Annotated in this window: 11 protein-coding genes; 6 read left to right on the top strand and 5 right to left on the bottom strand. The window is 61.4% G+C overall.

Annotated features, from left to right (window positions below; genetic code table 11):
• Nucleotides 1-42: 42 nt before the first annotated feature.
• From BM029_RS09950 to BM029_RS09940, 3 genes are all read right to left on the bottom strand, one after another.
• On the bottom strand, nt 43-1,917 hold the full coding sequence (locus BM029_RS09950) for a feruloyl-CoA synthase (RefSeq protein WP_092435404.1): 1,875 nt from the start codon (nt 1,915-1,917) through the stop codon (nt 43-45).
• Between the two features lie 12 nt (nt 1,918-1,929).
• Complete coding sequence (locus BM029_RS09945; protein WP_092435401.1) at nt 1,930-3,375, bottom strand: aldehyde dehydrogenase; 1,446 nt, start codon at nt 3,373-3,375, stop codon at nt 1,930-1,932.
• 90 nt (nt 3,376-3,465) lie between these two features.
• Nucleotides 3,466-4,299 (bottom strand): p-hydroxycinnamoyl CoA hydratase/lyase, encoded by an 834-nt coding sequence (locus BM029_RS09940; RefSeq protein ID WP_092435399.1) that lies wholly within the window; start codon nt 4,297-4,299, stop codon nt 3,466-3,468.
• 98 nt (nt 4,300-4,397) lie between these two features.
• On the opposite strand from BM029_RS09940, the gene BM029_RS09935 reads away from it, so the two are divergent.
• The gene (locus BM029_RS09935; RefSeq protein WP_092435396.1) at nt 4,398-4,865 is read left to right on the top strand and encodes a MarR family winged helix-turn-helix transcriptional regulator; all 468 of its coding nucleotides are present in this window, start codon (nt 4,398-4,400) and stop codon (nt 4,863-4,865) included.
• A gap of 130 nt (nt 4,866-4,995) precedes the next feature.
• Here the strand turns inward: BM029_RS09935 and BM029_RS09930 are convergent, their stop codons facing one another.
• Complete coding sequence (locus tag BM029_RS09930) at nt 4,996-10,776, bottom strand: putative Ig domain-containing protein (protein WP_092435393.1); 5,781 nt, start codon at nt 10,774-10,776, stop codon at nt 4,996-4,998.
• A 288-nt stretch (nt 10,777-11,064) separates the two neighbouring features.
• On the opposite strand from BM029_RS09930, the gene BM029_RS09925 reads away from it, so the two are divergent.
• The 4 genes from BM029_RS09925 to BM029_RS09910 all read left to right on the top strand — a co-directional run bounded on the left by BM029_RS09925 (nt 11,065) and on the right by BM029_RS09910 (nt 13,303).
• A complete protein-coding gene (locus tag BM029_RS09925; RefSeq protein ID WP_170851037.1) occupies nt 11,065-11,598 on the top strand; it encodes a phage tail protein in 534 nt (177 codons plus the stop codon).
• 32 nt (nt 11,599-11,630) lie between these two features.
• A complete protein-coding gene (locus tag BM029_RS09920) occupies nt 11,631-12,164 on the top strand; it encodes a phage tail protein (RefSeq protein WP_092435385.1) in 534 nt (177 codons plus the stop codon).
• Between the two features lie 64 nt (nt 12,165-12,228).
• Nucleotides 12,229-12,762 carry a phage tail protein gene (locus tag BM029_RS09915; RefSeq protein ID WP_092435382.1) on the top strand — a complete coding sequence of 178 codons (534 nt, stop codon included), beginning with the start codon at nt 12,229-12,231 and terminating at the stop codon, nt 12,760-12,762.
• Complete coding sequence (locus BM029_RS09910) at nt 12,740-13,303, top strand: GNAT family N-acetyltransferase (protein ID WP_211482458.1); 564 nt, start codon at nt 12,740-12,742, stop codon at nt 13,301-13,303. The genes BM029_RS09915 and BM029_RS09910 overlap by 23 nt, the downstream gene beginning before the upstream one ends.
• A gap of 17 nt (nt 13,304-13,320) precedes the next feature.
• Here BM029_RS09910 and BM029_RS09905 read toward each other — a convergent pair whose 3' ends face one another.
• On the bottom strand, nt 13,321-13,611 hold the full coding sequence (locus BM029_RS09905) for a DUF6916 family protein (protein ID WP_092435379.1): 291 nt from the start codon (nt 13,609-13,611) through the stop codon (nt 13,321-13,323).
• Between the two features lie 506 nt (nt 13,612-14,117).
• Here BM029_RS09905 and BM029_RS09900 point away from each other — a divergent pair.
• Nucleotides 14,118-14,693 carry a Pvc16 family protein gene (locus tag BM029_RS09900; protein ID WP_092435375.1) on the top strand — a complete coding sequence of 192 codons (576 nt, stop codon included), beginning with the start codon at nt 14,118-14,120 and terminating at the stop codon, nt 14,691-14,693.
• The last annotated feature ends 22 nt before the right edge of the window (nt 14,694-14,715 follow it).

The raw sequence follows: 14,715 nt of genomic DNA, 5'->3' as shown, positions 1-14,715 counted from the left end.
AGTTATGGTGCTCGAGTACTTAGGTCTTAGGTGCTCAGGCACCTATTCCAGCTGTGTTGCAAAAATTGTTTGCGGCTGCGTGCCGTCGTACAGTGCCTCGACTATCGCGGCGCGGCGCGTCAGCACTGCCGCCTGGTTGACCGAGCCTTTATCGGTCAACTCGCGCTGGTCGATCGACGGCGGCTCTTCAAGCAGCAACAGCCGTTCGATGCGAGTCGAGGAGCCGCTGGCGTCGGCATTCAAGCCGGCTAGCAGGCGCTGGAAGAAGGCGCGCACGGGCATGCTGGCCAGCACTTGTGCGACGCTGGCGCCAGCTGGCAGGCCGGATAGCGCATGGCAGTTCTCCAGGCGCGGAAACAGCAGCAGGCCGACGGCATTGCGATTGATGCCGGTGACCACGGCTTCCAGCACATAGGGCGCGCCCTGGCTGATCACCTTGGCGCGCAAGGGGCCGACGCTGACGAAGGTACCGGTGCTGAGCTTGAAATCTTCGGCGATGCGTCCGTCGAACATGAAGCCCAGTTCGGGGCGGCTGGCATCGACGAAGCGCAGCGCGTCGCCGGTGCGGTAATAGCCATCCTGGTCGAACGCTTGCGCCGTCAGGTCGGTCGCGCGCCAGTATCCGGGCATTACGTGCGGGCCGTGAAAGCGCGCTTCCATCTTCTCGCCGATGGCAACCAGCTTGACCCGGCAGCCAGGCGCCGGCACGCCGACATAGCCCGCCTTCACGATGGAGCCAGTGCCGAAGGTGCAGGACGGCGAGGTCTCGGTCATGCCCAGTCCGGTCATGATCCGTATCGACTCGCCGCAATGTTCCACCGCTATCGCATCGAGCTTGTCCCAAGCTGCCTGCGACAGGCCGGCGCCTGCGCAGAAGAACAGCTTGACGCGCGAAAAGAAGGTGGCGCGCAGCGACGCATCCAGTTCCAGCGCCTCGGTGAGCATCTCCCAACCCTTCGGAATGTTGAAGTAGATGGTAGGGGCGATCTCGGCCAGGTTGCGCAGGGTGAGTGCGAAGTCGCGCGGCGTCGGCTTGCCGTCGTCGAGATAGAGCGTGCCGCCGTTGTAGAGCGCGATGCCGACGTTGTGGCTGCCGCCGAAGGTGTGGTTCCAGGGCAGCCAGTCGAGCAGCACCGGCGCTTCGTCCGCCATGAAGGGGAAGGTCTGCAGCAGCATCTGCTGGTTGCTGCACAACATGCGATGAGTCGTGATGACCGCCTTCGGGCTTCTGGTTGAGCCGGAGGTAAACAAAAACTTGGCGATGGTATCCGGACCGACGCAGGCATTGGCCTGGTCGACACCGGCAGGCGTCGTTTCAAGCAGGCTGGCAAAGCGGCTGGCCTGGCGGCCGGCAACGTCGCCCTGGTCAAGGATCAGTTCCGCATCATCCGGCAGCACGGCGGCCAGCGCGCGGCTGAACGCCGTGCCGTCCGAGGCATAGACGGCGCCGGGTGTGAGCCTGGCGATCAGTTCCTGCAGCTTGCCATAATCGGTGGCAATCAGCGAGTAGGCGGGGGAGAGCGGTGCATACGGGATGCCGGCATACATGGCGCCGAGCACTAGCTGGAAATGCTGCAGGTCGTTGCCCGACAGGATGACCAGCGGACGCTCTGCCGACAGCCCGCGATCGAGCAGCGCCTGCCCTATGCGCCGGGCCCGATCGAGCATATCGGCGTAGGAAAGCCGGATCCAGCCACCGTCGGCACCGCGGCGCGCCACCAGGGTACGCTCCGGATGCGCACGCGCGCCTTGCACCAGGCGATCGGTGAAGCGCGGCGGAAAAGCGTCCAGCGGCGTGACGGCGTCTACATGCCAGACGCCGTCGACCTGATAGGCGGCGATCTCGGGATTGCCGAGCTTGACCGGACGGCGCTTTATCACCTCGCCCGGAGGGGCCGCAGTCAGCGGTTCATTCATATCAGCCTCCGTTCAGATGGGGTAGTGGCGCGGTGTGGTCTGGATCGTTATCCAGCGCAGATCGGTGAATTCGGCGATCGCCGCCTTGCCGCCGAAGCGCCCGTAACCGCTGCCTTTGACGCCGCCGAACGGCATCTGCGCCTCGTCGTGCACGGTCGGCCCATTGATATGGCAGATGCCCGATTCGATGCGCTGCGCCACCGCCATCGCGCGGCCGATATCACGGCTGAACACCGCCGACGACAGTCCGTATTCGCTGTCGTTAGCTAGCCGGATCGCTTCCTCGTCGGTATCGAAGCGCAGTATCGAGACGACCGGGCCGAACGACTCTTCCCGGTAGATCGCCATGTCCGGCGTGATGCCGTCGACGATCGCCGGCTGCATGATGTTGCCCGTCACGACGGCGGAGGATTGCACCACACTCGCGCCGTGTTCCTGGGCATCGGTCACCAGCTTGGCCACACGCGCCGCCGCGGCTGGATCCACCATGCCAGACAGCGGCGCATCCGACGCCGCCGCTCTCAAGGTTGCGGTCTTGGCGGCGAATTTTTCGAGGAAGGCCGGCGCGATCTTGCGGTCGAGCAGGATGCGGTCGGCCGACATGCAAATCTGCCCCTGGTTGAAGAAAGCGCTGAAGGCGGCACCTTCGACAGCGGCGTCGAGGTCGGCATCGTCGAGTACCACGATAGGATTCTTGCCGCCCAGCTCAAGCAGCACCGGCTTGAGGTGCTTGGCGCACTGCTGGGCGATGATGCGCCCGACGTGGGTCGAGCCGGTAAAGTTGACGCGCCGCACAGCCGGATGCGCGATCAGGCGTTCGACTATTTGCGCCGCGTCCTGCGGTGCGTTGGTGATGACGTTGACCACGCCCGGCGGGAAGCCCGCTTCTTCGAATACGCTACCGATCAGCCGGTGCAGCGCGGGGCATATTTCCGATGCTTTCAAGATGACGCTGTTGCCGCAGGCGAGCGGCATCGCCAGCGCGCGGGTGCCGAGGATCACCGGCGCATTCCACGGCGCGATGCCGACCACCACGCCGCATGGCTGGCGCACGCCCATTGCCAGTGAGCCCGGCATATCGGATGGAATGAGTTCGCCGCTGATCTGGGTCGTCATCGAGGCGGCCTCGCGCAGCATGTTAGCGGCCAGGGTTACGTTAAATTGGTACCAGACCGGGCTGCCGCCAGCTTCGGCGACGCCGCGCGCGACGAATTCACCACGATATTTTTCCATCACGTCGGCCGCCTTTTGCAGCAGCGCTCGGCGGGCGCCGGGCAACATCGCGGCCCAGGCCGGGAAGGCCTTCTGGGCCGCCATGATCGCCTTATCGACGTCGTCCAGCTGAGCGGCGGCGGCGCGCGTAGCCACCTCGCCGGTGGCAGGATTACAGCGCTCGAATACGGCGTTATTGGATGCGGGGTGCGATGTCCCGTCACTAAGCAGATCGGTAATAAACATGAGAGGTCTCATCTGTTGATTGGATAATGGCTGCCGCCATCGGGGATGGCGGCAGCCGCTGCTGTCACAATTCTTATTGTAGAGGGTGCTTCAGCTGCGCTTGTAGGTCTGGAGGCCAGGTTTGATGGTTTTGTCATCGAGGAATTGCTTCAGACCTTCCTTGCGACCTTTTTCCGGATCGCGGTAGTTGGACTGGTCGGTCTTGGCGTACAGGTAGTCTTCGCCCTGTTCCCAGGTCAATTCGCGCGAGCGCTTGAATCCCTGTTTCGCATAACGCAGCACCACTGGGTTCTTTTCCAGCAGCGTCTTGGCCAGCGCCACGACAGCGCTGCGCAACTGCTCTTTCGGCACGCTCTTGTTGATCAGGCCCATTTGCGCGGCTTGCACGCCGGTGAAGGTTTCGCCGGTCATGACGTAGTAAAGTGCCTCGCGGTGGCCCATGGTATCGGCGACTGCCTTACTGACCAGGTTGCCTGGCGGGATGCCCCAGTTGATCTCGGACAATCCAAACACCGCGTCATCCGCGGCGATGGCCAGATCGCAGGCGACCAGTGGCGAGAACGCGCCGCCGAAGCACCAGCCGTTGACCATCGCAATGGTGGCCTTGCTGTACATGCGCAGCAACTTCCATTGCCACTGCGAGCAGTCGCGGCGAATGCGCTCCTGCGTGATCTCCGGCTGGCCGTCGGTTTCGCGGAAGTATTCTTTCAAATCCATGCCGGCGGACCAGGCTTCGCCGGCGCCGGTCAGCACGATGACCTGAGCATCGTTGTCGAGCTCCAGCGTTTCCAGCACATCGATCATTTCGCGATTGAGGGTGGGACTCATCGCGTTACGTTTTTCCGGACGGTTGAGGGTGATCCAGCCGATACCGTTTTCTACATCGACCTTAACGGTTTGCCAGCGCGCTTCATATTTGGACATACAATGTCTCCCTGAAAGTAAAAGTAAGTTTAATATCAGGTTACCTGATACGCGCCTTATACTAAGCCTAACCGCCACGCTTTACAAGATGATTTTTTATGATTAAGAAAAATTTATTACAGTCTGCTTCCGATGCTCAAAAACCGTTGGGACTGGCCTACCTGGTAGGCCGCCTGGACCACGTATTGAACAAGCGCCTGCGCGACAGCCTGGCGCCGACCGGACTGACGGTGACCCAGTACACGGCGCTGTCCGTATTCCGCAAGCTGGGCTCGCTGTCGAACGCGCAACTGGCCGAGCGCACCATGATTTCGCCGCAGTCGGCCAATGAGATGGTGAAGGCGATGGAGGCGAAAGGCTGGATAGAACGCAAGCCGGATCCGTCGCACGGACGCATCATTCAGATTAGCCTGACCGGTGAAGGCCAGGCGATCCTGCAGGAATGCGATGCCAAGGTGAGGGAAGTGGAGCAGTTAATGTTTCCCGACCTGCTCGATGAGGAGCGTGCACAGTTGCACGCACAGCTGCGCGCCGCGGTGCGTGCGCTGAGCCTTGAAGGAATTTGAGGGCCGATCCCGGCGTATGGTGTTTGAGGTCGGGGATACCGAAAATTGTCTTCAGGCGGTCGCAGGTGGGCGGGTAGGGTAGAAGTGCATCACGTATTACCCGCCCTTTCTAAAGACTGTTCAGTTCAGTTCAGTTCAGCGGCACTTCGAGGCCGAACATGATCGACTGGCTGCGACCGTTGCCGACATTCAGGTTGCTGCTGTAGTCAATCGTGAACATCGTGCCGTTATGCATCACCAGCCTGGCGCCCAGGCCCGCGCTCCAGTTGCCGGTGTCCTGGCTAGTGGTATGGACGATATAGGCAGGCCCTGCTGCGGCCAGGTCGGCATACGCCAGCTTGGCGTCATCTTGTCCCTGGAACTGGTGGCGAAATTCCAGCCGAGCGCGTGGTCCCCAAGTGCCGAATCTGGTCACGTACTGACCTTCTGCGCGCACGCCCAGGCTGCCGCTGCTGGTACGCACGGTCTGCTTGAAATACGTCAGCGCATTGAGGCCGCTGGCGGTCTCGGTGTACTGGTCAAGCGTGGCCGACATCAACTCCACCCGGCCGTACGGCGACCACATCCAGTCTTGCTGGCGGAACTCGATGCCACTGACGATGGCGCCGAAGACCTGGTCGCCATGCCGCAAGCCGGTGGCAAAACCGCCGCCGTCGGTGACGTAGCGCGTGGCATTGAAATTCAGCGTGCCGTAGCCGAGGACGGCGTCGACGAACACATTCTTGGCTGGCCGCAAGCTGCCGTACATGGCCGCCACCACGCTCTCCGCCGTGCTCTTGGTGCCGTTGTCGCCGACATCGCTGCTGTCGCGGCTAAAACCTGCACCGAGTCCGATGGTAGCCAAATCGTTGATCCGGTAGTCGCCGCCGGCGCTGACGCCATTGGTGGTGAAGCGGAATCCAGCCTGGCGGCCATTCACGTTCTGCTGGCCGAAATCGACCGCGCCGCCCATCCATAATGACAGAGGCTGTTTAGGATTGTCCTGGCGGACCGGCAACTCCGGCAAGCCGGCGACTGTCAGCTGCGTATCGCTGGCTGCCAGTACCGGCCCGTTGCCGTTGCCGGTACTGCCGCTTGCTGCTCCGGCCGTCTGTGCCGCCGCAGATTGCAATGGCCAGCCGACCTTGCGCATGTTCGGCTGTAACGGTGAGCCAAGCATGCGGTCGACGTCGCTGTTCTGCCATTGTCCCGCGTTACTGCCCGGCCGATTGGTGGCCGGCGGCGCAAAGCTCAGTCCAAATCCCGAACTTCCCCAGCCGTCGCCGTGCAGGCTTTCCAGGCGGCGCGTGAAATTCGAGATCTGCGCAGTGGCGAAGCGCCTGGTGCTGTCAGCCTGAGCCGCCAGCAAACCGGTCACTTCAGGATCGGTCGACATGTCGCGCCGCGGCGTCACGGTCACGTTGACGCTGCCCGGCGCCGAAGTCGCAAAGGCGTTGCTCAGTGTATAGCTGACCGCAGCCTGTCCGGCAAAGGTGCTGGCCGCAGTGAAGCTCATCTGGTAAGCCGGTTTGCCGGCCGTGCCGACATCGCGGATGACGGCGCTGCCTGCCGCAGCCGGTGACACCGCGACCATGCTGGCGGCAGTGAACGGACCGCCGCTGGCGCCGGCCATCAGGTCGACATTCACCGTGGCGCCGGCGCTGACCGTCGCGTTATGCGCGCCTGCCACCGGCATCGGATTGACGCTGATGATCGCCGTCACCGGCGCCGAAGCGCCAAAGGCGTTCGCCAGCGTGTAGCTGAACCTGATGTCGCCGCTGCTGCCGACCGCGGAGGTGTACACAATATCGGTGCCGCTGACTGCTGTGGTCCCGGCACTCGGCGCACTGACCACCACTGCTAACGTGAACGGTCCGCCGCTGGCGCCATTGGCGGCATGCAAGGTGACCGGCTGGCCGGCCAGGACGGTGGCGGTTTGCGGCACGGCTACCGGCACTGCGAGCGGCGTCACGGCCACGGTCACACTGGCTGGCGTAGACGTTCCGCCCGGTCCGGTTGCGGTATAGCTGAAGCTATCGTTGCCAAAATAATTGCTGGCCGGCGTATAGACCGCGTTCAAGCCGCTGACGGCGACGCTGCCGTGCGCGGGTGGGGTGCTGATCGCAATGCTAGTGATCGGCCCGCTGTCGTTGGCCGTGACATTCACGGTTACCAGCTGGTTGGCTGTGGTAGCGGCGCTGTCGTTGACTGCGACCGGCTGCGCCTGTCCGACACCGAGCGTCAATGCCTGCTGTCCGCTGAAATTCTGCGTATCTGTCGCGCGCACCGTGAAGCCAAAACTGCCGGCTGCGCTTGGTGTTCCGCTCAGCAGGCCAGTAGCGGTATTCAAGGTCAGCCCGGCCGGCAGGCTGCCTACAGCTATCGCATAGGTGTACGGCGCGATGCCGCCGCCAGCCGTGAATTGCTGGCTGTAGGCGACGTTGACCTTGGCGGCCGCCATGACGCCTGGCGTTACGGCGATGGTCGGCGCACCGACATTCAGGGTGTAGCTGACGGTAGCGCTGAACGGCGCGCCAGCGCCGCTGCTGCTGTCGCTGGCGCGGATGTTGAAGGTAAAGCTGCCGCTCTGGTTAGCGGTGCCCGACAGCACACCAGTGGCCGAATTGAGCGTCAAGCCGCTTGGCAAGGCGCCGCCGGCCACGGCGAAACTGTATGGCGCCGTACCGCCGACTGCCGTCAGCGTGGTGGTATAGGCTGCCTCCGCGGTCGGGTTAGGCAATGTCGCCGGATTCAAGGTCACCGTCGCGGCGGCGATCGCCAGGCTATACGCTTGGCTGCCGCTGAAGTTGTTGGCATCCAGCCCTCTTACCGTAAAACTGAAAGTACCGGCAGCGCTCGGTGTTCCGCTCAAAGCGCCGGTTGATGCGTTCAGTGTGACGCCTGCGGGCAATGCGCCGCTGACCAGGCTGTAGGCATAGGGCGCGGCGCCGCCGCTGGCGCTGATAGCGGCGCTATAGCTGACCGCCACTGTACCGCCGGCGATGCTGCTCGGCGCCAGGCTGATGCTCGGTGCCGCCACTGTCAGCGTGTAACTGTTCTGTACCGTGAATGGCGCGCCGGCGCCGGTGCTGCTGTCGGTTGCGCGCACCGTAATCGGGAAGCTGCCGGCTTGCGCGGTGGTGCCGGACAATACGCCGGTGGCGGAATTGAACGTGATGCCGCTAGGCAGGGTGCCGGTCAGGGTATAGTTGTAGGGGGAGGTACCGCCACCGGCAGTGAATGTCGCGCTGTACCCAACCGCAACGGCCGCCGCCGGCAGCGAGGCCGGGGTCAGCGTCAGGGTCGGCACGCCGACCAAGATGTTATAGGTGCGGGTTCCGGCAAAACTGTTGACGTCGCTGGCCCGCACGGTGAAACCGAAAGCGCCGGCCTCTGTCGGCGTCCCCGAGAGCGCTCCGCTGCTGCCATTCAGCGACACGCCGGTCGGCAACGCGCCGGCCGAGACAGCATAGGTATAGGGTCCGATGCCGCCGCTGGCGCTGATCGACGCCGTGTACGACGTACCGATGGCGCTGCCGGGCAAGGTGGCTGATGTCAAGCTGATGATCGGCGCGCTGATCGCCAGCGTGTAGCCGATGGCGATCGAGAATGGCGCACCGGCGCCGGTAGACTGGTCGGTAGCCGTGACGGTAACAGGGAAATTCCCGCTCTGCGTCGGCGTGCCGGACAGCGTGGCGGTAGCTGCGTTCCAGCTCAAGCCGGTCGGCAGGCTGCCCGACAGTGCATAAGTGTATGGCGCAACGCCGCCGCTGGTCGAGAATGACTGCGAGAACGCGTTGCCATAGACCGGTGTCAGGATCGGCCCGGCCGGCGTCAGGGTCAGGGTCGGCGTGCTTACCGTCACCGAGACGGTCGCCGGGCTCGAGGTGCCGGCACCGTTGGTCGCGGTATAGGTGAACGAATCTGCACCGGCATACCCTGCTGCCGGCGTATAGGTGATACTGGTGCCGCTGGCGGCGGCGGTACCGTGTGCGGCAGCCGATGCAACGGCCACTGAAGTCGGCACGCCGCCGTTCAGGTTGAGCGTGATCGGATTCGCCGAGCTGCCATAGGCAACCGTGGCGCTGACTGGGCCGGCAACCGGCAGGCCGGTAGCGACCGATACCGAGTAAGCGCGTGAGCCGGTGTAAGGCCCGGTGCCGGTAGAACTATCGGCAGCGCTGACCGTGAAATTGAATGGGCCAGCCACGGTCGGGGTACCGGCCAGCGTACCGTTGGATGCCAATGACAGACCGGGCGGCAAGGCGCCGGCGATGATGCTGTAGACATAGGAGGAAGTCCCGCCGCTTGCGGTCACGTTCTGGTTGACGCTGCTGCCGACAGTCATTGCGGCCAGAGTGGCTGGACTGAGCGCGATGAACGGCGCGTTGACCGTGAGCGCATACGCGCGCGAGCCGGTATAGGGTCCGGTACCAGTCGAACTGTCTGTTGCGGTGACAGTGAAATTGAACGTTCCGCCGGCGGTTGGGGTGCCGGACAACACGCCAGCGCTCGACAACGAAGTACCTGCCGGAAGCGCGCCGGCAGTTATCGCGTAGGTGTAACCGCCAGTGCCGCCGCTGGCTGTCACATTCTGGCTATAGGCACTAGCCACGGCAGCAGCCGGCAAGGTAGTTGGCGCAATGCCGATCGTCGGCGCATTTATAACCAAGGTATAGGCCAGCGAACCGGAAAAACTGTTCTGGTCGGTGGCCCTGACCGTGAAGCTGAACGTACCGCCGGCTGTCGGCGTGCCAGTCAGAGCACCGCTGCTGGACAACGACATGCCGGCCGGCAGCGCGCCGGCGGTGATCGAGAATGTATAAGGAGCGGTTCCACCGCTGGCAGTCAACGGGCCGCCGGCATATGCCACGCCTACGGCACCGGCTGTCAATGTCGCTGGGGCGACGACGACGGGCGTCGCGTTGATCACGATTGTCATGCTCTTGGCTTGGGAAAACGGACCGGTGCCGGTAGAGCTGTCTGTGTACTTGACAGAAAAAGTAGAGCTGCCTGCCGCCGTCGGGGTGCCGGAAATCAGGCCGCCGGATGACATGCTCAGGCCCGGCGGCAAATTTCCTAGTCCGACTTGCACCGCATAGGCGTAGGGAGCCGTGCCGCCGCTGGTGCTGAGCTGCTGGCTGTAGGACTGCGACACCGTACCGGCAGGCGGACTGCCTGGCGACAACGCCATTACCGGGGCCGCGATGATCACCGAATAGGTTTTGGTGGTGGCCAGCGCCGTTGGGCTAGTCGAATCGTGCACCCCGACAGTAAAGGTAAAGGAACCGGCCGCGGTTGGCGTGCCTGTGATGGCGCCGGTAGACGACAAGATCAGTCCCGCCGGCAGGCTGCCTGACGCAAGCGAATAGACATAAGGCGCGACACCGCCGGTGGCACTGAGGGTCTGACTGTAGGTGCTGCCGATCGACGGGTTGGGCAAAGAAGCCGGCGTCACCGTGATCGGCGAAGAAGCTGGCAGGACCGTAACGGTAAATACGATCGTGTTGTTAACATCGTCCAGTACAGTAAATGTGTCAGACAGAGCGCCATCGCCATTGTTGACATAGGTCACCAGACTGGTGGCATTTCCGGTCGAAGGGGACACGTCCGGGACACTGCCGTGGGTAGGTGCTACCGACATGCCGCCAAGGCCGGTTAGGCTGCAGCCAGACAGATCGGCGGTAGCGGTGCCGCCGGAGGCTACAGTCATGGTCTGGGTAGGCGGGCATTCGGTGCTAGGTCCTCCCGCAGCATATGCCTGGCTTGCCCAGCCAAAAATCGCGGCATAGGACAATCCGGCCAGCAAGCGGGCAAACCAGGCTGCACCGCCAATCAGCCTTCCCCGCTTTCTGATTATCTCCCCGGATGCACCTGAAGCAGACGCAGACATTGCGCTAGTGCCGCCCCAGCCGTGTGGACGTAGCAACATGAAGGCTCCCTGATTTTTTATTTAATATGTAAGGCCATCTTAAGGATGGCTCTGTGCCGTTTTAATCAATCGTCGAGGGGAAGAACGGATAGTAATTAGAAGTGTGGTAGAAGCTATTGACGCTTTCCCTGTGGAAACGTATGCTAACCCTAATTATAAAAACGGCAAACAAAGATATTTTCTTTAAAGCAAATTTAATTTGGCTGTTGCGGAAATAACACAAAACCAACATTTTCGCGCCCGCCGCCAGCTACTGTCAGTGCATTACCAATCTTGGGAGAGATATCGATGGCTGAATACTATGTTGGACAAATCATGCTGAGCGGTTTCAATTTTGCGCCGCGCGGTTTTGCTGCCTGCAACGGGCAGATCATGCCGATCAGCCAGAACCAGGCGCTGTTCGCGCTACTTGGGACCATGTACGGCGGCAACGGCCAGACCACGTTCGCCTTGCCAAACCTGCAAGGCCGCACGCCAATACATGCAGGCGGGTCGGCCGACCCGAACTGGCAGCCAACCCCATATACGCAAGGACAGCAGCAGGGGGTTGAAACCGTCACCCTGCAACCTGGGCAACTTCCTCTTCACAATCACTTGGCGAACGGCACCACCACCGCCGGCTCCATCAGGAATCCGACCAACACGCTGTATGGCAACAGCGGTGCGGAAGCGATTTACGCTCAGTCTGCCGGTCCGCAAGTGAAGCTTGCTCCGCAAACCGTCGCGCCCGCCGGCGGCAATGGCATGCACCAGAACATGCAGCCGTTCCGGGTCTTGAATTTCAGCATTGCCCTCACTGGTGTTTTTCCACCTCGCACCTAGCCACATCCCGTAACCTTTTAGGGAATACAGCCATGACTACACCATTTGTAGGTGAAATCCGCCTGCTCGCCTTCCAACGCGTCCCGACCGGGTGGCTCGCCTGCGACGGCAGCCAGCCGCCCATCGCGCAATACGAAGTTTTGTACACATTGCTGGGGACCACTTTTGGCGGCGACGGTGTCAACACCTTCGGCTTGCCCGACATGCGCGGCCAGGTGCCGGTGCATCAAGGAGCAGGCAGCGGTTTGACGCCTCGGGTAATGGGGGAGCAGGGCGGCAACGAATCAGTCACGCTAATACCCGGCAACATACCTGGCCACAGTCATTCATTTGCTGTCACCAGCCTGCTGGCCAGCGCGACCGCGCCAGCAGCATCCGTGCAGCTGGGCGCCGCGGCGGGCAACGACAAGATGTACACCAGCAGCATCAGTGGGCTCACGCCGTTTGCGATGTCGCCGGCGTCGACGTCCGCCGTCGGCAATACTCTGCCGCATGACAACACGATGCCGACGTTGACGGTCTCGTTTTGCATTGCTTGGGCAGGGGTTTTCCCGTCGCAGTCGTAACTCAGCCAGTGCGCCTGCTGCGCGATACGCAGGCGCCGCCAACAGATGATATGAGGAGAACACCGTGACCACACCATTCCTGGGTGAAATCCAGATTTTCGGCTTCAATTTTGCGCCCGTGGGCTGGGCGCAATGCAACGGCGCCACCTTGCCGCTCCAGCAATATACTGCGTTGTTTTCCCTGCTCGGCACCAACTATGGCGGCGATGGAAGGACCACTTTCCAGCTGCCGAATTTTGCCGGACGCGCGGCATGCAGCCAGGGCCAAGGCCCGGGACTGACCCAACGCACCATCGGCGAATCTTTCGGTACCGATCAGGTTACCCTGGGGATCGGGGAAATGCCTGGCCACAGTCATTCGGTTAATGTCTATCATCAATCGAATGCGGCGCTGCAGAGCAACGCGCCAGACAACGGCTACGGCCTGATCGGGCCGGCCAATAGCCTGCCGTTTGTACCGAGCCCAACGGCAAACGTGACGTTTGCGCCAGCCGTCATCGGCGCCGCAGGCGGGGGGCTGCCGCACGAAAACCGCCAGCCGCTGCTGCCCCTGAATTTCTGCATTGCGTTGCAAGGTGTATTCCCTTCCTTCGACTGACCCCGGACTTCCTGCGCTGCCGGCCTTCCCGGTCGGCGCAGTTCCGGAAACGCCGGCCGTGCTGCGCCAACGCGGCATCGCCCTGCGTTCCTGCACAGCCGCGGATATCGCATTCCTGCGCGTTCTATACCGCCAGCTGCGCGCTGAGGAACTGGCGCCGCTGTCATGGCCGGAGACGCAAAAACATACTTTTCTCGACAGCCAGTTCGCGCTCCAGCACCGCCACTACCTGACCCATTACCCGGACGCGGATTTCTGCCTGATTGAATCAGCAGCGCAGCCGATAGGGCGCCTGTACCTGTGGCGACAGGCGCCGCAATTCCTGGTCATCGATATCAGCCTGGTGCCGCAATGGCGCAACCGCGGCATCGGCACGGCCCTGATGCACGACGCCCAGGAGCTGGCGCGGATGGATCAAGCCGGTTTGAATCTGCACGTCGACCAGCGCAACGGCGCTGCACGGCGGCTCTACGAAAGGCTTGGATTTATTGCGACGGATGAGGATGGCCCGTATGCCAGCATGCGCTGGCAGGCTTCATAAGGCTGCGGAAATCCAGGCTAGTTGAATACCGCCTGATACAAAAAACCTTCCTGGTCGCGCGCCACAGGCACCAGGAAAATCCCCACTTCGCCTATGGCTTCATGTTTCATCTGGAAGATTTTCTGGGTGAACAGGACCGGCGAGCAATTCCGGAACAGCAGGCTGAACGGCGCCCGCAGCATCCCGGCCAGGGTAGGCGCCGCCAGCGGTTTCGCTTCGACCAGCACGAAATGCGCATTGCCGTCATTCACAGAATAAAAAGTCTCGTTAACGCGTGCGGCAAAATGTTCCAGCGTGAGGATATCCATAGTTCCGTTGAGTATGCAGTGTTGATCGGGCGACAGTCATTTTAATGGAATTTAGTGTTGCCCCAGCATCCATTTTTGTCCATGCGCTGATGCAGGAAGGTTTGGAAAATATCCTCCAGCGGCGTCGCCTCGCTTCCTACGCCAGATGCTAACGGTGGCACCCCAGTCGCATTTTTTCAACGGTCGCATGAACGCTTCTTCCTCCTGATGTCCTTTTGATGATTTGACAGAAGCTTCGCTACTACAGGAGTGATGCGATAAAAATTTCGAGATATGTTGTTGTCATGAAAATGCAACAAAGAAGGATTTGTATTTTGACAATGCAAAAAAAATACTTATAAGCAACGATTGCCTTATAATAAAGTTGCCGCTGAAAAATAAAATGCCGAGTGAGGATGGGCGTGCTTCCATTAGGAAGACATGCGAAGGGAAGAAGAGACATCTGCAGTAGTCGCCGAATTGTCTCAGAAAAAGAACAGTTTCATCGCGAAAGGTGTCGGGGAAACATGATCAACGCTGCAGTGAGTCATCTGGCCGTCCAGCTCAACCAATCCCTCAAACAGACCTATGCACTTACCGAAGACATCGTGTTGATGTCCGGTCTGGTGGACGCCGACGGGCATGCAGCTCCCAACACAAACAATAAGTTGGTGGTGTTCCTGACCAATCTGGAAAAAGATACGGTGCCTTACCGTCAGCAGACCTCGAGCGCAGCCGGTGCCTCGCGCACGGTTGTTAGCAACGCGCCGCTCTACCTCAATCTCTATGTGATGATCGCCGCCAATTTCAGCGGCGCCAATTACTCCGAAGCCTTAAAACTTATCTCCGGCGCGATTGCCTATTTCCAGCGATTTCCGGTGTTCGACCATCAGGTCACGCCGGAACTGGATCCGCGCATCGAGAAGCTTGTGCTCGATATCGAGAATCTGAAAATACATGAATTGAGCAATATCTGGACGCTGTTGGGGAGCAAGTATCTGCCCTCGGTACTGTACAAGGTGCGCATGGTGGCGCTCGACGCTGACGATATCGTGGCCCGGGTACCAAATGTACGTTTGCCGGCATCGGCAGCGAATCACTGAAACCTAACCAAGAATTTGCCTG

It is taken from the genome of Collimonas sp. OK607, from assembly GCF_900111995.1.
GTDB lineage: Bacteria > Pseudomonadota > Gammaproteobacteria > Burkholderiales > Burkholderiaceae_D > Collimonas.
The sequence above is the reverse complement of the archived record's forward strand: the minus strand, read 5'-3'. Positions and strand labels throughout refer to the sequence as shown.

What these genes read in the sequence shown, in the direction of transcription:
- BM029_RS09950 (WP_092435404.1), bottom strand. Translation starts at nt 1,917, where the DNA reads ATGAATGAACCGCTGACTGCGGCCCCTCCGGGCGAGGTGATAAAGCGC.
- BM029_RS09945 (WP_092435401.1), bottom strand. Translation starts at nt 3,375, where the DNA reads ATGTTTATTACCGATCTGCTTAGTGACGGGACATCGCACCCCGCATCC.
- BM029_RS09940 (WP_092435399.1), bottom strand. Translation starts at nt 4,299, where the DNA reads ATGTCCAAATATGAAGCGCGCTGGCAAACCGTTAAGGTCGATGTAGAA.
- BM029_RS09935 (WP_092435396.1), top strand. Translation starts at nt 4,398, where the DNA reads ATGATTAAGAAAAATTTATTACAGTCTGCTTCCGATGCTCAAAAACCG.
- BM029_RS09930 (WP_092435393.1), bottom strand. Translation starts at nt 10,776, where the DNA reads ATGTTGCTACGTCCACACGGCTGGGGCGGCACTAGCGCAATGTCTGCG.
- BM029_RS09925 (WP_170851037.1), top strand. Translation starts at nt 11,065, where the DNA reads ATGGCTGAATACTATGTTGGACAAATCATGCTGAGCGGTTTCAATTTT.
- BM029_RS09920 (WP_092435385.1), top strand. Translation starts at nt 11,631, where the DNA reads ATGACTACACCATTTGTAGGTGAAATCCGCCTGCTCGCCTTCCAACGC.
- BM029_RS09905 (WP_092435379.1), bottom strand. Translation starts at nt 13,611, where the DNA reads ATGGATATCCTCACGCTGGAACATTTTGCCGCACGCGTTAACGAGACT.
- BM029_RS09900 (WP_092435375.1), top strand. Translation starts at nt 14,118, where the DNA reads ATGATCAACGCTGCAGTGAGTCATCTGGCCGTCCAGCTCAACCAATCC.